This window comes from Achromobacter sp. UMC71 (assembly GCF_014170305.1).
GTDB lineage: Bacteria > Pseudomonadota > Gammaproteobacteria > Burkholderiales > Burkholderiaceae_B > Achromobacter.
Window position 1 is genome coordinate 49,731 of record NZ_LZZT01000030.1, and the last position, 18,491, is coordinate 68,221.

Here is an 18,491-nt window from a genome sequence, read left to right on the forward strand (position 1 = left end):
TCAGCTCCGCTTCAAGATCTTGGCGTACTTCTTGTACAGGCCGTCCCAGCGCGCACGCAGCTCGGTGGCTACCTGCACCGGTGTGCGGGTGCCCTTGATCAGCATGTCCTGGGCGATCATCTCGTGCATGCCGGTGTCCCATTCCTGGTACCAGGGCGCCTTCAGGATGTTGGCGGCCACGGCCTTTTCGCGGCCCTCGAACAGCCATTGGTAGACCTGTTCCTTGTAGGCCGGGTACATCCATTTCATGATGGCGGCGCGGCTGTCGGGGTCGCGGTACAGCTCGGGGAAGGGTACTTCCAGATTGGCCTTGGCGATCCAGTTCTTGTGCGTGGTCAACTGGCCGGCGCGGTCGCGGTAGCCAAAATACTTGACCAGCTCCCACAGCGCGGCCTGCTCGGCATCGCTGCGCTTGCGGGTCGACATGCACAGCAGCGCGTGGCCCACCAGCACCGTGTCGTGGGTGGCGCCGGGCACGACCGGGTTATAGCTGGAGTACGCGGCGATCTGGCTCTTGGCCGGATCGTTGTAGTTGAAGCTGTAGTAGTCGATGTTCAGGTGAAAGGCGTGCTGGCCCTTCATCCACGAACTGGACGTCTCGGTGCCCGACCAGGTCAGCACGGCGCGCTGCACCAGCTCGTCGTCCCACCAGCGTTTCCAGTCCGACAGCACCTTCACCAGCGGCGTATCGGGTCCGAAGGTGGCGCGCAGCTCGCCGTCCACGAAGCGCTCGCCTTCAGCGAAGCACTGCGCGATCAGCGCCCACGGCAGCCCGGTCCAGGCGTTGTACCAGGGCATCAGCATGGGGTGCTCGGCCAGCCCCTTTTTCTTGATCTCGCGCGCCTGTTTCTCGACCGTGGCCCAGTCCTGCGGGTAGTCGGCGGCGTTGGCGGTGCCGCCGAAGCCGGCCTCGCCCAGCATCTTTTCATTGCGAAACAGCGCGTAGGGGCCACCGTTGTAATAGGTCAGGCCCAGGTAGCGGCCGTCGGTGGCGCGGGCGTCTTCGACGATGCCGGGAAACATCTGCTTCTGGATGTCGGCCAAGCCGGGCATGTCGTCGATCGGCCGGATCCAGCCCGCCGCGTACCAGCGCGATGCCTGGCCGCGCTGGGCGTAGAACAGGTCCAGCGGCGCCTTGGCTGCCAGCTGGGTTTCCAGCACCGCGGCATAGTCGCCGGGGATGGGCGACAGGTTCACCGGCACGCCGCTTTCCTGGGTGAAGCGCGCCGCGCCTTGCTGCACGATTTCGCTGCCCCAGGGCCAGAAGGCGAAGGTCAGCGGCGCGGCTTGCTGCGCCAGCGCCCGCAGGGGCCAGCCGCCGGCCGCCAGTCCGGCCGCGCCGGCCAGGCCCGCGGCGCTGCGCAGGAGGAAGTCGCGGCGGTCCAGGCCGGCGCGGTCAGGCGACGCCAGGCCCGGGCAGGGGCGGCCATCGGGAAAGGGAGGCAGGGGCATGCTGGACTTCCTTGTTGTGGGAACGACGACAAAGAAACGGTGCAGCAAAAGCGGCGTGGCGACAGCGATGTGACTGCATGGTCACATCAGGGATGAAGATATTGCTTTCGCGTCCGGGGCAGCAAGGGGGGAGTTTCCCTAACGGGATGCGCCGCCGCCTTGGCCTGTACGCGGGCGGCGGTATGCCAGGGGGGGTTTCGGGCTGGCGCGCGGCCCGGCAGGAATGGGGCCGGCGCGCCGCGGCGCCGACCCGGGGCCCTCAGATCAGCCCGCGGATCCCGGCGATGCCGTGCGCGCCGTGGCGCAAGGCCTGCGACACGGTCTGGGTGGATTGCCCGCCCAGCGCAAACACCGGAATGCCGGCGTCGCGGTTGCCTTCGACGAAGCCTTCCCACCCCAGCGTCGGCGCGCCGGGATGGCTGGGCGTATCCAGCACGGGGCCGAGCACCGCGAAGTCGGCGCCCAACTCGCGCGCATGGACCACCTGCGCGTTGTCGTGGGCGGACACGCCGACCAGCGCGCCGGCCGGCAGCTCGGGGCGGGCGCTCAGGCGCGCGGCATCGGCGCTGCGCAGATGCACGCCGTCGGCCTCGCGCCACCAGGCGGCCGGGTGGGCGCTGTTGACCAGTACCCGCGCGCCCGCGGCGCGGCAGCGCTTGAGGACCTGCTGCAGCGCCTCGTGCAGCGAGGCCGAGGCCGCGCCGTCCGGCCACTGGGGTTCGCGCAGCTGCACCAGTTTGACGCCGCGCGCCAGCGCCGCGTCCAACCGGCCCAGGAACGCCGACAAGCCAGCCCGCGATCCGATCGAACTGATGCCGTAGGCCGTGGGCAGTTGCAGCCAGCGTAGCGGCGGCAGCGTGGCCGGCAGCAAATCGCCCACCGCCGCGGCGTTGGCCGGGTCGACCCATTCCAGGCGCTGGTTCTCCAGGCTGCGCGGCTCGCCTTCCCAGGCGGTGACATGGCAGAACGCCAGGCGCACCGTGGTATGGGGGTAGACGTGCACGTAGGTCACCCACGGCCGAGACTGCGTCACGCGGATGCCGATTTCTTCCTGCAACTCGCGCGCCAGGGCCTGCAGGACGGTTTCGCCGGGTTCCAGCTTGCCACCGGGCAGCTCCCACCAGCCCGACCAGGGCTTGCCTTCGGGGCGCTGGCCCAGGAGCAGCATGCCGTCCGGGCGCAGGATCAGGCCGGCGGCGACATCGATGATCTTGTCAGACATGGCGGGCGGCCCAGTCACGGGCGAATTGGTAGGCGACGCGGCCGGAACGCGAACCGCGTTCGATCGTCCATTGCAGCGCCTCGGTGCGCGACGGCTCGATCTGCGCCTCGGGGCAGCCAAGCTCGCGCAGCCAGTGGTAAACGATGTCCAGGTAGTCGTCCTGCTTGAACGGATAGAACGACAGCCACAGGCCGAAGCGCTCGGACAGCGAGATCTTTTCTTCCACGGTTTCGCCGGGGTGGATCTCGCCGTCGGGCTGGTGTTTGGCCTGCAGGTTCTCGCTCATGTATTCCGGCATCAGGTGGCGCCGGTTGGACGTCGCGTAGATCAGCACGTTGTCGCCCGAGGCAGACACCGAGCCGTCCAGCACCGACTTCAGGGCCTTGTAGCCCGCCTCGCCTTCCTCGAACGACAGGTCGTCGCAGAACACGATGAAGCGTTCGGGGCGCGCGGCTACCATTTCGACGATGTCGGCCAGGTCGCCCAGGTCGGACTTGTCGACTTCGATCAGGCGCAGGCCGCGGTCGCCGTAGGCGGCCAGCATGGCCTTGACCAGCGAGCTTTTGCCGGTGCCGCGGGCGCCGGTCATCAGCACGTTGTTGGCCGGTTTCTTGTCGATGAACTGCAGGGTATTGCGGTCGATCGTGGCCTTCTGGCGTTCGATGTGCTGCAGGTCCTGCAGGTCGATGGTGGCGATGTGGCGCACGGCGTCCAGCCAGCCGCGAGAGCCGCGCTTGCGCCAGCGGAACGCATGCGCGCTCCAGTCGATTTCGGGCGGGGCGGGCGGCAACCAGGCTTCGAGCTGGGCCAGCACGCGTTCGGCGCGTTGGATGAGAGTGGTGAATTCAGTTGCGGTCACGGTGTAGTCCTAGGAGAGCGAACGGGCGGGCCGGAACGCCGGGCCGCAACGCATTCGCGGGCATCGTCGGATGAGGGGTGCGCGCTGCGCCGCAAGGCGTCCTGGGACGCGCGCCGCTCAACGGTTGTCACCTGCCGGGGCCGCGGTGATGCCGCGGGCCGTCGGGGGTCAGTGACAGGCGATGGGTCGGCGCAGCCACTGGATTTCACTGCTGCCGCCTGCCGCGCCGGGGTCAGCCGGGCGGCAGGCGGGGTCATGCGATCAGGAACGGTAGTCGGCGTTGATGGTCACGTACTCGTGCGAGAAGTCGCAGGTGTAGACGGTGTCGTTGACCTGGCCGCGGCCCAGCGCGATGCGGACCGTGATTTCGGCCTGCTTCATCACGCGTTGGCCATCGGCTTCCTGGTAGTCGGGGTTGCGGCCGCCATCGCGTGCGACCAGCACGTCGTCCAGCCACAGGCGGATGCGCGACACGTCCATGTCGTCGATGCCGGCGTAGCCCACCGCGGCCAGGATGCGGCCCAGATTGGGGTCCGAGGCGAAGAAGGCGGTCTTGACCAGCGGTGAGTGCGCCACGGCGTAGGCCACTTTCAGGGCTTCCTCGGTGCTGCCGGCTTCTTCGACGCGGATGGTCATGAACTTGGTGGCGCCTTCGGCGTCGCGCACGATCTTCTGCGCCAGTTCCAGCGCGGCGGCCGTCAGGGCCTCGCGCACGGCGACATAGGTGGCGTCGGATTCGGCGTTGACATTGACGCCCGACTTGCCGGTGGCGACGATGATGAACGAGTCATTGGTGGAGGTGTCGCCGTCCACGGTGATGCGGTTGAACGAGGCGTCGGCGATCTCGACGGCCAGCTTGCGCAGCAGCGGCTGGGCGATGCCGGCGTCGGTGGCCAGGAAGCTGAGCATGGTCGCCATGTTGGGGCGGATCATGCCGGCGCCCTTGCTGATGCCGGTGAAGGTGACGGTCTTGCCGTCGATCTGGACGCGGCGCGACGAGATCTTGGGCAGGGTGTCGGTGGTCATGATGCCGTGCGCGGCGCTGGACCAGTGGTCGGCGGCCAGGTCGGCGATGGCGCCGGGCAGGCCAGCGAACAGGCGGTCCAGGGGCAGCGGCTCGAGGATCACGCCGGTCGAGAACGGCAGCACCTGCGCGGCGGGCACGCCCAGCAGGCGGCCGAGTTCGACGCAGGTGTCCTGGGCTTTCTTCAGGCCTTCGGCGCCGGTGCCGGCATTGGCGTTGCCGGTGTTGATGACCAGCGCGCTGATCGGGCCGCCGGCGGCCAGGTGGGCCTGGCAGACCTGCACGGGCGCGGCGCAGAAGCGGTTGCGCGTGAACACGCCCGCGACACTGGCGCCTTCGGCCAGGCGGAAGACCGTCAGGTCGCGTCGGTTGGCTTTGCGGATGCCGGCCTCGGTAACGCCGATTTCAACGCCGGCAACAGGGAAAATTTCGGACTCGGAGGGGATCTGCAGGTTAACGGCCATGACTTCGTCTCATGAATGAGCAGGACGGAATCGCCGCCAGGGCTAGGCGGCGCGCGGGGGAAAGCTTCGTATTATCCCACTGCTTTGCGACAGGGGGCGGGCGGCGCCTGAAAGGCCCCTGTCAGGGAGCGGTACGCATCGCCGCCACGTCCAGCACGCCGGCGTCGCGGTTGGACAGGATGCCGCGCACGGTGCCGTCGGGCGCCTGCAGCACCGACATGCCGGCGGCGATCTCGCGGCCGTCGGCCTGGCGGGCCGAGCGGCCGCGCGACGGCGAGAACAGCAGGTCGCCGGCCTGCACGCCGGGCACGCGCGGACCCGCCGTCAGCATGCGGGTGCCGGGGGGGTAGGTGACGGCCCCCAGCGTGCTTTCGCGCGCCAGCAGGCCCTCGAACGTCAGCAGGCGGCGCTGGGCGTCCAGCGTCATGTCCACCTTCAGCAGCGGCATGCCGGCCAGGGTCAGCGGGTCGCTGCCTTCGGCGCTGAGGCGCCAGCGGGGGGCCGGGCTGGCCGGGTCCGGGGCGCTGGCGCGGGCGGCCTCGTCTACCTTGATCCAGGTGCCCGCCGGCACCGGTTGCTGGTTCAGGGTGTTGCCGATGGCCAGGTGGCAGCTGGCGAAATGGGGCTGGCCGCCCAGCATTACGAATTCGACGCGATGGCCGTGGCCGCACAACCATCCTTCCTGGGCCTGGTCGCGGGCGATCTCGACAGACAGTGTTTCGGGCTGACGGGCGGTGGCGGGGTAATGGAACAGGCGGGTGGCGCTGAGGCCCTGCACGGAGGCCAGATGGCCCTCGGGAAAGGTAGCGCGGTCGAACGTGGCCAGGTCGTCGGGGGCTGTCACGCGCAGTACCGTGCCGGCCGGCATGTCCACGCCGGCCAGCCGGGTGGGCTGGGGCAGCACCCGGTTCAGGCTGGCGTCCTGGCGCGCCTCGCGCTGGGCGGCGAACCACTGGCTGAGCTGCTGGTAGGGGAAGATGCCGCCGATGATGGCCAGGAATGCCATCAGGATCGCGCCGCCGCGCCTGTGTTCGCCCAGCCACAGCCGGGCGCCGCGGCTGGTGGCCAGTATGGCCAGCCAGGTCAGCAGCGTGGACAGGCAGGCCAGCGAGACCACCATCAACACGTAGAAATTACCGCCAGGAAGAGATACCGGAATCATGGCGGCAATTATGCGCCAAACCGATGCCGTTTTCCGGGGCGCCAACCCGGGTTCCACGGGGCGCCCGCGCGCCCCGCGGCGCCAGGCTGCCGGGTGCGGGCTGCGGCCAGCGCCTAGTCCTTGGCCCCCGCCGAGCGCTTGGCCACGACCTGCAGCTTCAGTTCGCCCAGCGCCTGGAACAGCGCGTTGCGGCTGGCCTCGGGCAGCTCGCCGAACATGGACTTGACCCAGGACTCGTGCGCCCGCGCCATCTTGGCGAAGCTTTTCTTGCCCTGCGGCGTCAGTTTGATGAGCGAGCTGCGGCGGTCGGATTCGACCTTGGTGCGCACCACCAGGCCTTCTTTTTCGAGCTGGTCGGTGATGCCGGTGATATTGCCGTTGGTCACCATCATGTGGCGCGACAGCTCGCCCATCTTCATGCCCTTGGGCGCGCGCTGCAATTGCGCCATCAGGTCGAAGCGGGGCAGGGTGGTGTCGAACTCGTTACGCAGCCGGCTGCGGATCTCGCCTTCGATGAGATTGGCGCAGGTCAGCATGCGCAGCCACAGCCGCAGCGCATGATGGTCGTCGGGCGCGGCGCGGGATTCCAGGTCGGGAGCGTCTGTCATGGTCGGGAAGGTTACCGGCAATACGGGGTGAAGGGCGGTTTTCGACGGGCGGATTTCTTGAGTATCCGCCGGATGTCGGGTAATGTCCGCGCGGGGCTGGTGAAAACCCTAGACTTGTTTTGGCGAATACTTTAAACCTAAACTATGAACCACGCCAGTTCTCCCCATGCCGCATCACGGGATCGGCTGCTGCGGGCGCCGGTCTGACGGCCGCCTAACCAGGCCGGCAGGCCGGGCATAGAAGTCCTTCGAATCGCAATTCCAAAAAAACACCCTCTGCGCGGCTCGCGCACGGAGCACACCACCATGCGTTTGATCACTTCCCTTGTTGCCGCCGCCGCGTTGGTTCCGGCACTGGCCTGCGCCGACCCGGTCAAGGTCGGCATCGCCAACGACATTTCCGGCCCGTTCTCGGCGCTGGGCGCCGAAGCCCGTGACGGCTTCAACCTGGCCATCAAGCAGCTGGGCAGCAAGCTGGGCGGCCAGCCCGCCGAATTCCTGCAGACCGACATGGGCGGCAACCCCGACCAGGCCCGCCAACTGGTCACGCGGTATATCCAGCGCGACAAGGTTGATTTCTTCACCGGCCCGATCGGCTCGAACGTGGCGCTGGCCGTCGGCCCCGCGCTGTTCGCCGCCAAGGTGCCGTACCTGTCCAATAACCCGGGCCCCAGCCAGTTCGCCGGCGCCCAGTGCAACAACTACTGGTTCGGCTCGTCGTACCAGAATGATGCCTTCCATGAAGCCGCCGGCAAGGTAGCCGCCGACCGCGGCTTCAAGAAGATGTTCATCATGGCCCCGGATTATCCGGCGGGCAAGGATGCGTTGACCGGCTTCAAGCGCGGCTACAAGACCGCCCCGGGCGATGAGGTCTACACCAAGCTGGGCCAGATCGACTACGCCGCCGAGATCGCCCAGATCCGCGCCGCCAAGCCGGACGCCGTCTATATCTTCCTGCCGGGCGGCATGGGCATCAACTTCGTCAAGCAGTTCGTCTCGGCCGGCCTGTCGCAGAGCGTCAAGCTGATCGGCCCGGGCTTCTCGGCCGACGAAGACGTGATCCAGGCCGTGGGCGAGCCGATGCTGGGCATGTACAACACCGCGCAGTGGGCGCATGACCTGGACGTGCCGCAGAACAAGGCCTTCGTCGAAGCCTTCCGCAAGGAATACAACGGCCGCTACCCGTCCGTGTATGCCGCCCAGGCCTATGACGTCATCATGGCCATGGACGCCGCTGTCAAGCAGGCCGGCGGCAAGGCCGCCGACCGCGATGCCATCGTCAAGGCGCTGGAAAAGGCCGACTACCCCTCGGTGCGCGGCGCCTACACCTACGGCAAGAACCACTACCCCATCCAGGCCTACTACCTGCGCGTCGTCGACAAGGACGCCAGCGGCCGCATCACGAACAAGCTGGTGGGCAAAGTCTTCGACAAGTACCAGGACGTCTACGTCGGCGACTGCAAGCTTTAACGCGTACGGCGACACGATAAAGCCCGGTCCCCGTGCGGTCGCACGGGGCCGGCATTGCCGATCCGATGCCTGACCCCGCCGGGGCGCACGCATCCGGCTTTGCGGGTCCGTAGCGATGTCCCTTTGAGGGGGCAGCACTTCGGGGTGGGCATACAGCTAGGGGAAGTTTTCATGACGTTCACGCTCATCGTCGAGCAATTGCTGAACGGTCTGCAGTTTGGGTTGATGTTGTTTCTGATCGCGGCCGGGCTGACCCTGGTGTTCGGCATCATGGACATCATGAATCTGGCGCACGGCTCGCTCTATATGGCAGGCGCCTATGTCGCCGCCGAAACCATGCAGCGCACGGGGTCGTTCACGGCTGCGGTGCTGGTTGCCGCCGTTGCCACCGGCCTGGTGGGGGTGGCGCTGGAACTGACGCTGATCCGCCGCCTGGCGCTGCGCGACCACCTGGCCCAGGTGCTGGGCACCTACGCCATCATTCTTATTGCCAACGACCTGGTCAAGATGATCTGGGGCCCGGCCCCGGTCATGCTCAACATGCCGGCGGTGCTGTCCGGCCCGGTGCGGCTCCTGCCTGACCTGCTCTATCCCGCCTATCGCCTGATGATCATCGTGTTCGGTGTGGCCTCGGCCGTCGGGCTGTACTGGTTCGTCACGCGCACCCGCGCCGGCGTGCTGGTGCGGGCCGGCGCCTCCAACCGCCAGATGGCCACGTTGATGGGCGTGCGCGTGCCGCTGCTGTTCCTGGGCGTGTTCGTCCTGGGCGCCATGCTGGCGGCCGTGGCCGGCGCCTTGCTGGGGCCGATCACCTCGGTGCAGGTCGGCATGGGCGAGGAAATCCTGATCCTGGTGCTGGTGTGCATCGTCATCGGCGGCATCGGCTCGATCCGCGGCGCCTTCGTTGGCGCCTTGCTGGTGGGCATGGTCGATACCGCCGGGCGGGCTTTCCTGCCGATGCTGCTGCGCCAGGTATTCTCGCCCGCGGTGGCTTCCAGCGTCGGCCCCACGCTGGCCGCCATCGCCATCTATGTGCTGATGGCGGCGGTATTGGTGTTCCGGCCTTCCGGCCTGTTTCCGGCACGAGGCTGATCATGCGGATCTCTTCGACTCTCTGGACCCTGGCCCTGCTGGCCGCACTGGCGGCATTTCCGCTGGTGGCGCCGGCGCTGGGCCTGGATTTCTATATTTCCTTCGTGCGCCGGGTGCTGATCTACGCCCTGGCGGCGACCAGCCTGAACCTGATCCTGGGCTATGGCGGCATGGTGGCGCTGGGCCACGCGGCGTTCTTCGGCGCGGGCGCCTACGCCGTGGGCATCCTGGCGATGTCGGGCGTCACGTCGGCGCTGGTGTCCTGGCCGGTGGCGATGGTGTTGGCGGGCCTGCTGGCCTGCATCACGGGGGCGATCTCGCTGCGCACCCGCGGCGTGTACTTCATCATGATCACGCTGGCGTTCGCCCAGATGCTGTTCTACATCTTCATCTCGCTGCGCCAGTACGGCGGCGAGGACGGCCTGAACCTGCCGGGCTATTCCACCCTGCCCAGCATCGACCTGGCCAACGACGTCTCGTTCTATTACCTGGTGCTGGCGCTGTTCGCGGTGGCGATGTGGCTGTTCGGGCGGGTGGTGGCCTCGCGCTTCGGCACGGCGCTGCAAGGTATCCGCGAGAATGAATCACGCATGGAATCGCTGGGCTATCCGGTCTATCGCATCAAGCTCACGGCCTTCACGCTGAGCGGTGCGGCGGCCGGGCTGGCCGGCGCGCTGCTGGCCAATCACAATCTGTTCATCTCGCCCAGCCTGATGCACTGGACGCAGTCGGCCAACCTGTTGATCATGGTGCTGGTGGGCGGCATCGGCCTGCGCTACGGCGGCGTGGCCGGCGCGGTGGTGATGCTGGTCCTGGAAGAAGTGCTGCGTCAGTGGACGGAATACTGGCACCTGCCCCTGGGCGTGCTGCTGCTGTGCGTGGTGTTCGGCGCGCCGCGCGGCCTGGTGGGCCTGTTCGGTCCGCAGTTCGGCGGCAAGGCGGCCGCAACCGGCAAGGCGGGATCATGAGCCAACCCCAATTCCAATCTCAGTCCAACGCGCCTGCGCTGCAGGCCAGCAACCTGGTGCGCCGCTTCGGCGCGCTGGTCGCCACCGACAATGTCTCGATCTCGCTGAACCCCGGCGAAATCCACGCCCTGATCGGACCCAACGGCGCGGGCAAGTCCACGCTGATCCATCTGCTGTCGGGCACCCTGGCGGCCGATTCCGGCACGCTGGCCGTGGGCGGGCGCGACGTCACGGCCATGAACGCGCACCAGCGGGTGGCGGCGGGTCTGTCGCGGTCGTACCAGATCACCAACATCTTCAAGCAGTCCAGCGTGCTGGACAACCTGGTGCTGGCCGTGCAGGCGCACTCGGGCAGCAGTTTCCGCTTCTGGCGGCCGCGCGCCGCCGAGTCGGCCCTGGTCGAGCAGGCCCGCGAGCTGGCGCGCGAATGCGCCATCGACGCCGCTTTGCTGGACCGCGCCGCCGGCACGCTGCCGCACGGCGAGCAGCGCAAGGTGGAATTCGCGCTGGCCCTGGCCGCCCGGCCCAGCGTGCTGCTGCTGGACGAGCCCATGGCCGGCATGGGGCCCGACGAGACCCTGCGCCTGACCGAACTGATCGAAGCCTTGCGCGGCCGCGCCGCGATGCTGCTGGTCGAACACGACATGCAGGCCGTGTTCCGGCTGGCTGACCGCATCTCGGTGCTGGTCTATGGCCGCGTGATCGCCACCGGCACGCCCGACGAGATCCGCGCCAACCCGGACGTGCGCCAGGCCTACCTCGGCGATGACGAGACGGCGCCCGCGCGCCAGGAGACAGCCTGATGCTCAGCATTGAATCGGCCCAGAGCGGCTACGGCGCCAGCCAGGTCCTGTTCGGCGTGGACCTGCAGATCGGCGCCGGCCAGGTGGTGACCTTGCTGGGCCGCAACGGCATGGGCAAGACCACGCTGCTGCGCACGCTGTTCGGCCAGCTGCCGCTGCGCGGCGGCAAGATCAGCTTTGCCGGCCAGGACATCAGCGGCTGGAGTCCGGACCGCATCGCGCGCACCGGCATGGCGATCGTGCCCGAAGGGCGCCAGTGCTTTCCCAACCTGACCGTGCGCGAACACCTGACGGCCTTCGTGGCCGCGCGCAATCCCGGCATCGGCGAACCCTGGACGCCCGAGCGCGTCTTCGAGCTGTTTCCGCGACTGGGCGAACGCGCCCGCAACATGGGCAACCAGTTGTCGGGCGGCGAGCAGCAGATGCTGGCCATCGGCCGCGCGCTGGTCACCAACCCGCGCCTGCTGATCCTGGACGAGGCCACCGAAGGTCTGGCGCCCAAGATCCGCGAAGAAATCTGGCACTGCCTGGCACGTCTGCGGCAGGCCGGCCAGACGATCCTGGTGATCGATAAATACGTCGAACGCCTGCTCAGCCTGGCCGACCGCCACGTCATCCTGGAGCGCGGCAAGGTGGTCTGGAACGGCGACTCCGCCGCGCTGGATGCCGACCGCGGTCTGTGGGAACGCTACCTGGGCGTGTAGCGCGAAAGCCGCGGCCCCAACGCGGGCAGCGGACTTTCTTTCGATATAAAACGCAATAAAAAGACGAATGGGATAGGCCTGATCGAAACAGGCTGACCTTTGGCAAATTCGCGCGTTTACGCCTGTTTCAATTCATCTCGCTGTTCTCTACACTTAGCGCGCCGTGCGATCCTGCGTGGATGCGTCACGTCTCAACCAGGGCCCACCGTTACAGCAGGCCCGGACTGTCAGGAAGACTTCGCATGGCGAAATGGGGTTTGCGCAAAAAATCGTTGATGGCGCTGTTGCTGGCGTGCGTGGTCGCCTTGGCGCCGGCCGCGCTGATCGGCTGGCAGGTTCTGGACGGGGTGCGCGACCATTTCGGCCGCGCCTTCGCCGACAACTTCACCCAACTCAACCGCCAGCGCATCCTGGCGCCGGTGTCGCGCGAACTGGCGCTGTCGCAGCGCCTGGCCGACAGCGAAGTCACCCGCCGCTGGCTGCGCAACGAAAGCGATCTCGCCGCACGCGAGCTGTTCTTCCGCGAGGCCGACGGTTACCGCCGCGATCTGCTGGGCCGGGCCTACTTCATCGCCAGCGCCGCTACCGGGCACTACTACTTCAACGATGAACAGCCCCTGTCCGAGGCGCCGCGCTACACGCTCAGCCGCGACGCGGCCGACGACGGCTGGTTCTACAGCACGCTCAAGTCGCCCAACCGCTACAACATCAACGTCAACCCCGACCTGAAGCTCAAGACCACGCGGGTCTGGATCAACGTGCAGGTGCGCGACGGCGACAAGGTCATCGGCCTGACCGGGGCCGGCCTGGACGTGGGCGGCTTCCTGCGCGACTTCGTCAACAGCGGCCAGCCCGGCGTCACGCCCATCATCGTCGACGAAGACGGCGCGATTCAGGCCCACATGGATCCGACGCTGATCGCCTACAACTCGGGCGCGAGCGGGGCGGGCAAGGACGGCCGCGGCATGGTCTTCAACCTGGTGGATGCCGGCCGCGGCCGCGACGAGCTGCGCTCGGCGCTGCATGCCGCCCAGGCCGACCCGCAATCGGTGCAGTCGGCCTGGGTCACCATGGATGGCGTGCGCCAGCTGGTCTCGGTGGCCTACATGCCCGAACTGCGCTGGCATGTGCTGACGCTGGTGGACCTGGGCGCCGCCCGGGTGCTGGACACCGACGGGTTGTGGCCGGCCGCCATCGGCCTGGTGCTGCTGTTCGCGGCCCTGCTGCTGTGCTTCGGCTATGCCATCGAACGCCTGATGTTGCGGCCGCTGCGCCGCCTGCAGCAGTCGGCCCGCGCCATCGCCAACGGCAGCTACGACGTGCGCCTGCCGCCGGGCGGGCAGGACGAGATCGGCGACCTGAGCCGCGCCTTCGGCGTCATGGCCGACAAGGTGCGCCAGCACACCGCCGAACTCGAAAGCAAGGTGCGCGAGCGCACCTCCGAGCTGGAGGACGCCAACCGCGCCATGGCGGCCGCGCACAAGAAGATCGGCGATTCCATCGACTACGCCAGCCTGATCCAGCGGGCCATTCTGCCCGATCGCCAGCTGACCCAGTCGCTGGGCGCGCACCACTTCGTGCTGTGGAAGCCGCGCGACGTGGTGGGCGGCGATTTCTACGTGTTCCGCTCCGATGGCAACAATTGCCTGCTGGGCATCATGGATTGCGCCGGCCATGGCGTGCCCGGCGCGCTGATGACGATGCTGGCCCGCGCCGCCATCGACCTGGCCATCACCGAGGCGGGCCCGGCCGACCCCGCCGGCATCCTGACGCGCACCGACGGCGCGATCCGGGCGATGCTTGCGGACGCGCAACTGCCCCGCGCCCTGGCCACCAATACCGACGCGGGCCTGGTATATATTGACCGCGAATCCGGCACGCTGCGGTATGCAGGCGCCAAGATCAGCCTGTTTGCCAGCGACGGCAAGACCCTGCGCGAAGTGCCCGGCGGCAGGCGCGCCCTGGGCGACAAGCGGATGGGGGTTTACCAGAACATCGAGCTGCGCATGGAGCCCGGCTGGACGTATTACCTGGCCACCGACGGGTTCCTGGACCAGGCGGGCGGCGAGCACGGTTTCGGTTTCGGCAACACGCGTTTCGCCGAAATGCTCAAGAGACACGCGCAGCAGCCGTTAACCGACCAGGCGGCCGCTTTTTCCGAGGCCCTGGCCCGGTACCAAGGCGGGCAGCCGCAGCGCGACGACATTACTTTGCTGTCTTTCCGTTTCGAATAATCGTTATCAGGGCGGTAACTCCCATGAATGCCTCCGATCTCTATGCATTGGGCGAGCGGTTCGACCAGAACCGCACCCTGCTGTGCTTCAACGGGCCGATCTCCCGCAGCCTGATCGAGGAAATCGGCAATGCGCTGAAGAACTACCTGAACGCCGAGCATGCCCGGCCGGCGGAAGCCATGGATGTGTTCTCGGTCTATATCGAGATGATCCAGAATATCCGCCAGTACGCCGCGCAGAACGGCGACGCGGATGCCGCCGCCACCGTCGTGATCGGCCGCCGCGACGAAAGCCGCTACGTGGTGTCCGCCGGCAACCGCGTCAAGGTCGAGGACGGCCGCCAGCTGGTGGCCCGCATCCAGCAACTGGCCGCGCTGGACAAGGCCGCCCTGAAGGCCGAGTACAAGGCCCAATTGCACAAGCCGCGCACCCCCGGGGTGGCATCCGGCGCCGGCCTGGGCCTGATCGACATCGCGCGCCGGGCAGGCGCACCGCTGGAAGCCAGCCTGACGCCCGCGGCGGGCGAGGGCCAGGCGTTCTTCAGCCTGAGCGTCGTGATCTGAGCGCCGTCCGCGGCGCGCCATAGACCCTTTTCGGAGTTATTGATGAAAGACCTGAGCATTCCCGGGACCCAGTCCACGCCCGCCATCACCGCCGACTTCGCTGCCGGCGTGCTGGCGATGCGCGGCGATTCCTATCCCGAGAATTCCTTCGAGCTGTTCGGTCCCGTCATCGAGTGGGTGGAAACCTACCTGCAGGGCGGCGCGGCGCCGCTGAACCTGGAGCTTGAACTGCTGTACCTGAACACCAGCAGCATCAAGTCCGTCATGGACATCTTCGACGTGCTCGAAGCCGCCCACGGCAGGGGCCGCAGCGTCAGCGTGACCTGGTACTACGATATGCGCAACGAACGCGTGGGCGAGCTGGCCGAGGAATTCAAGGAAGACTGCACCTTCCCGTTCTCGGTAGTCGGCCGCCAATGAAGCCCGGCAACGCCGAGCTGGATGAACGCATCGGCCGCCTGCTGGCGGACCCGGCCTACGCCGGGCATCCCCTGCGCGAGGCGCTGCAAGACCTGTGGCGGCATACGGCCGAGCAGATGGCGCGGATCGAACGCGTCACCCACTTGTCCGACGCCTACCAGTCCATGGCGCACCAGCGCGAAATGGGGCTGTGCGAACAATTCGACCGGCAGTTGCGGCGGCTGACGCGCATCGCGCGCATTTCCGACCACTACCAGAGCATGATGCGCGACCTGAACGCGGCGCTGGAAGAAACCTCCAGCCGTGATCCCCTGACGAGCCTGCTGAACCGGCGCGCCCTGATGGAGATGATCAAGCAAGAGGTCCAGCGCGCCGCCCGGGGCGGCCAGGCCTTCGTGGTCGCCATGCTGGACGTGGACCATTTCAAGGCCGTCAACGACCGCTACGGTCACGAAACCGGCGACCGCGCCCTGGTCGAGCTGGCTGGCGCGATGCGCAACAGCCTGCGCGAATACGACCTGTGCGGCCGCTGGGGCGGCGAGGAATTCCTGGTGCTGCTGCCCGCGACCCCGCCGGAAACGGCGCAGGCTGTCATGGACCGGCTGGTGAGCGCGGTACGCGGCCTGGCGATTGACGTGGGCGCCGACGTGCTGCGCCTGACCGTCAGCATTGGCATGGCGTACCACCAGCTCGGTGAATCTTTTTCAGAAACGCTCAGCCGGGCGGACCAGGCGCTGTACCTGGCCAAGCAGGACGGACGTGATCGCGTCGCGCTTGGATTTCCCCGGCGCTGATGAACCCGGAATCGCTGTCTTCCGGTATGGAGCCCCTTATGCTTGATTCTCATCCAGGCGGTTCTGGCGCGGCCCCCGAGGGCGCCGCGTGGCAGGTCGACAACTACCTGGCGTCGATGGACCGGGCGCTGCTGCTGTTCGATTTCGACGCCGCTGGCTCCCTCCTGAACGCGAATGAAAACTTCCTGGCCGCCGTGGGCTATGCCCGCGGCGACGTCCCTGCGCTGCGCCACGACCTGTTGTGCGACAGCATGGACGACGGCAAAGGCATCGCCAGCGCCGAAAACATCTGGGCCCGGCTGCGCCGCGGCGATTTCTTTTCCGGCACCTGCCGCTACCGCAGGCAGGACGGCGGGTCCCTCTGGATCGAGGCCACCTACCTGCCCATGCGGGACGAATCCGGCGAAGTCCGCCGCATCGCGGTCATCTCGCGCAAGTCCATCGCCGACGCCGAACGCCAGGAAGAAATTCGCCTGCTGCTGCTCGGCATCAACGAAACCGGCAACGCCGTGGCCGTATCCGGCCGCGACGGCCGCATCGTGTACGTCAACGACGGCTTCCAGCGCATGCTGGGCTTTGGCCGCGCCGACGCGCTGAACCAGGAACTGGGCGAGCTGCTGGCCGGCGGTCGCCCCGACGGCGGCACCCGCGAGGAACTGGACCGCCGCATCGCCTGCCGCGAGGGCTACCACAAGGACGTGCTGGTCTACGACCGCTGCGGCAAGCCGCTGTGGGTGTCGGTCATGGCCAACTCCGTGTTCGACGAGCGCGGCTCGCTGGTCAACATCGTCGACGTGCTTACCGACATCACCCCCACCAAGGTGCACGAGGTGCTGCAGCGCCGCGTGCTGCAGGCCATGGTCAACGAGGCCTCGGTGGTGGAAGTGATGAACATGGTCTGCCGCGAGGTCGAGCGCCTGGCGCCCGAAGTTGTCGCTACCGTGCTGCGCGTGGACGAAGCCGGCAAGCTGCGGCCCCTGGCCGCGCCCAGCCTGCCGTCGGCCTACGCCGAGGCCCTGGACGGCGAAGCCATCGGCCCGCAGTCCGGCGCCTGCGGCACCGCCGCTTTCCTGGGCCGCCCGGTCATCGTGCCCGACATCGGCACCGACCCGCTATGGGACAACTACCGCCATCTGCCGCTGCCCGACGACATCAAGGCCTGCTGGTCTTCGCCCATCAAGTCCAGCGACGGCCGCGTAATCGGCACCTTCGGCTTCTATTTCCGCGAACGCCGCCTGCCCGACGATTTCCATCATCGCCTGGTCGACGTCTGCGTCTACCTGTGCGCGCTGGCCCTGGAACGCGAAGAGGCCCGCGCCCGCATCCGCCAGCTGGCGTTCTACGACGAACTGACCGGTCTGCCCAACCGCAACCTGCTGCTGGCCCAGGCCGAGCAGGCCATCGCCCGCGCCGAACCCGAACGCAAGCGCGTGGCGGTGCTGTTCCTGGACCTGGATCGCTTCAAGCAGGTCAACGACACCCTGGGCCACCCGATCGGCGACGCCCTGCTGCGCGACGTGGCCCAGCGCCTGCGCCGCCTGGCCCGCGCCACCGACATCGTCGGCCGCCTGTCGGGCGACGAGTTCGTGATGCTGATGCCCGATTTCGAACACGGCCGCCTGACCGCCGCCGCGGAACACATCCTGGTGGCCCTGGCGCAACCGTTCGTGGTGGGCGGCATCACGCTGAACCCGTCGGTCAGCATCGGCATCAGCGTGTTCCCGGAAAACGGCCGCGACATGGACACGTTGTTGCGCCACGCGGACATGGCGATGTACCAGGCCAAAACCGCCGGCCGCAACCGCATTTCGTTCTTCAGCGCCGAAATGAACCGCCAGGCCCAGGAACGCCTGGCCCTGGAAGCGGCCCTGCGCGATGCCCTGGAAGGCCGCGCGCTGCGGCTGCACTACCAGCCGCAGGTCGGCCTGAAAAACGGCAGCCTGTACGGCGTCGAAGCCCTGGCCCGTTGGCGCCACCCGACATTGGGCGACATCTCCCCCGCCCGCTTCGTGCCGCTGGCCGAAGAGTGCGGCCTGATCGGCGACCTGGGCGACTGGGCCGTACGCGAAGCCTGCTCGCAGCTATCGATCTGGCGCCACAAGGGCCTGCGCGTGCCGTCGGTATCGGTCAACCTGTCGGCCACGAATTTCCACAACCTGAACCTGCCCCGCATGATCGCGGCAACGCTAGCCGAGTTCGGGCTGGCGGCATCGGACCTGATGCTGGAAATCACCGAAGGCGTGGTGCTGGACGCCACCGCAGGCACGCTGCGCACGATCGCGGAACTGCACCGCCTGGGCGTACGCCTGTCGATGGACGATTTCGGGACCGGCTATTCCAGCCTGGGGCACTTGCGGCGCCTGATCGTCGACGAACTGAAGCTGGATCGCAGTTTCGTTCAAGGGCTGGAGAGCGATGATGCGGCACGGGCGTTGACGAGCGCGGTGATTCGGATTGGCGAGAGTCTGAGTTTGCCGGTGGTTGCCGAGGGGATCGAGAATGAGGAGCAGCGACGGTTCTTGATTGAGCAGGGGTGTGCGGCAGGACAAGGGTTCTTGTTTTCGCCGCCGTTGCCGGCGGATGATCTTGAAGAATGGTTGCGGGGGCGGGGGTGATCGTTTTTTTTGCGCGTAGGTGTTGGTTCTTAAGCCG

Annotated in this window: 16 protein-coding genes; 10 read left to right on the forward strand and 6 right to left on the reverse strand. The window is 67.6% G+C overall.

The annotated features are described in order from the left end of the window. From A9974_RS14025 to A9974_RS14050, 6 genes are all read right to left on the reverse strand, one after another. Nucleotides 1-1,452: an ABC transporter substrate-binding protein gene (locus A9974_RS14025; RefSeq protein WP_183004783.1), complete on the reverse strand. Its 1,452-nt coding sequence runs from the start codon at nucleotides 1,450-1,452 to the stop codon at nucleotides 1-3. 259 nt (nucleotides 1,453-1,711) lie between these two features. Further along, complete coding sequence (locus A9974_RS14030) at nucleotides 1,712-2,674, reverse strand: Nudix family hydrolase (RefSeq protein WP_183004784.1); 963 nt, start codon at nucleotides 2,672-2,674, stop codon at nucleotides 1,712-1,714. Continuing rightward, nucleotides 2,667-3,533 (reverse strand): ATP-binding protein, encoded by an 867-nt coding sequence (locus tag A9974_RS14035; RefSeq protein WP_183004785.1) that lies wholly within the window; start codon nucleotides 3,531-3,533, stop codon nucleotides 2,667-2,669. Before A9974_RS14035 ends, A9974_RS14030 begins: the two co-directional genes overlap by 8 nt. A gap of 261 nt (nucleotides 3,534-3,794) precedes the next feature. After that, complete coding sequence (argJ, locus tag A9974_RS14040) at nucleotides 3,795-5,021, reverse strand: bifunctional glutamate N-acetyltransferase/amino-acid acetyltransferase ArgJ (RefSeq protein WP_183004786.1); 1,227 nt, start codon at nucleotides 5,019-5,021, stop codon at nucleotides 3,795-3,797. Nucleotides 5,022-5,142: 121 nt separating this feature from the next. Then, nucleotides 5,143-6,183 carry a hypothetical protein gene (locus A9974_RS14045; protein WP_183004787.1) on the reverse strand — a complete coding sequence of 347 codons (1,041 nt, stop codon included), beginning with the start codon at nucleotides 6,181-6,183 and terminating at the stop codon, nucleotides 5,143-5,145. A gap of 113 nt (nucleotides 6,184-6,296) precedes the next feature. Further along, complete coding sequence (locus tag A9974_RS14050) at nucleotides 6,297-6,791, reverse strand: MarR family winged helix-turn-helix transcriptional regulator (protein WP_183004788.1); 495 nt, start codon at nucleotides 6,789-6,791, stop codon at nucleotides 6,297-6,299. Between the two features lie 306 nt (nucleotides 6,792-7,097). On the opposite strand from A9974_RS14050, the gene A9974_RS14055 reads away from it, so the two are divergent. The 10 genes from A9974_RS14055 (at nucleotide 7,098) to A9974_RS14100 (ending at nucleotide 18,454) form a co-directional block, all read left to right on the forward strand. Beyond that, complete coding sequence (locus A9974_RS14055; protein WP_183004789.1) at nucleotides 7,098-8,261, forward strand: ABC transporter substrate-binding protein; 1,164 nt, start codon at nucleotides 7,098-7,100, stop codon at nucleotides 8,259-8,261. 171 nt (nucleotides 8,262-8,432) lie between these two features. Continuing rightward, nucleotides 8,433-9,353 (forward strand): branched-chain amino acid ABC transporter permease, encoded by a 921-nt coding sequence (locus A9974_RS14060; RefSeq protein ID WP_025137244.1) that lies wholly within the window; start codon nucleotides 8,433-8,435, stop codon nucleotides 9,351-9,353. A 2-nt stretch (nucleotides 9,354-9,355) separates the two neighbouring features. Beyond that, entirely contained in the window at nucleotides 9,356-10,321 is a 966-nt protein-coding gene (locus A9974_RS14065) for a branched-chain amino acid ABC transporter permease (protein ID WP_183004790.1), read from the forward strand. Further along, a complete protein-coding gene (locus tag A9974_RS14070; protein WP_183004791.1) occupies nucleotides 10,318-11,124 on the forward strand; it encodes an ABC transporter ATP-binding protein in 807 nt (268 codons plus the stop codon). The genes A9974_RS14065 and A9974_RS14070 overlap by 4 nt, the downstream gene beginning before the upstream one ends. Further along, a complete protein-coding gene (locus tag A9974_RS14075; RefSeq protein ID WP_183004792.1) occupies nucleotides 11,124-11,828 on the forward strand; it encodes an ABC transporter ATP-binding protein in 705 nt (234 codons plus the stop codon). The genes A9974_RS14070 and A9974_RS14075 overlap by 1 nt, the downstream gene beginning before the upstream one ends. Nucleotides 11,829-12,070: 242 nt before the next feature. Next, complete coding sequence (gene siaA, locus A9974_RS14080) at nucleotides 12,071-14,062, forward strand: biofilm regulation protein phosphatase SiaA (RefSeq protein ID WP_220805947.1); 1,992 nt, start codon at nucleotides 12,071-12,073, stop codon at nucleotides 14,060-14,062. A gap of 23 nt (nucleotides 14,063-14,085) precedes the next feature. Next, nucleotides 14,086-14,625 (forward strand): biofilm regulation protein kinase SiaB, encoded by a 540-nt coding sequence (gene siaB, locus A9974_RS14085; RefSeq protein ID WP_183004793.1) that lies wholly within the window; start codon nucleotides 14,086-14,088, stop codon nucleotides 14,623-14,625. A 42-nt stretch (nucleotides 14,626-14,667) separates the two neighbouring features. Beyond that, nucleotides 14,668-15,045 (forward strand): biofilm regulation phosphoprotein SiaC, encoded by a 378-nt coding sequence (gene siaC / locus A9974_RS14090; protein WP_183004794.1) that lies wholly within the window; start codon nucleotides 14,668-14,670, stop codon nucleotides 15,043-15,045. Further along, a complete protein-coding gene (siaD, locus tag A9974_RS14095; protein ID WP_183004795.1) occupies nucleotides 15,042-15,839 on the forward strand; it encodes a biofilm regulation diguanylate cyclase SiaD in 798 nt (265 codons plus the stop codon). The genes siaC and siaD overlap by 4 nt, the downstream gene beginning before the upstream one ends. A gap of 38 nt (nucleotides 15,840-15,877) precedes the next feature. Next, on the forward strand, nucleotides 15,878-18,454 hold the full coding sequence (locus tag A9974_RS14100; RefSeq protein ID WP_255468168.1) for an EAL domain-containing protein: 2,577 nt from the start codon (nucleotides 15,878-15,880) through the stop codon (nucleotides 18,452-18,454). Nucleotides 18,455-18,491: the final 37 nt, after the last annotated feature.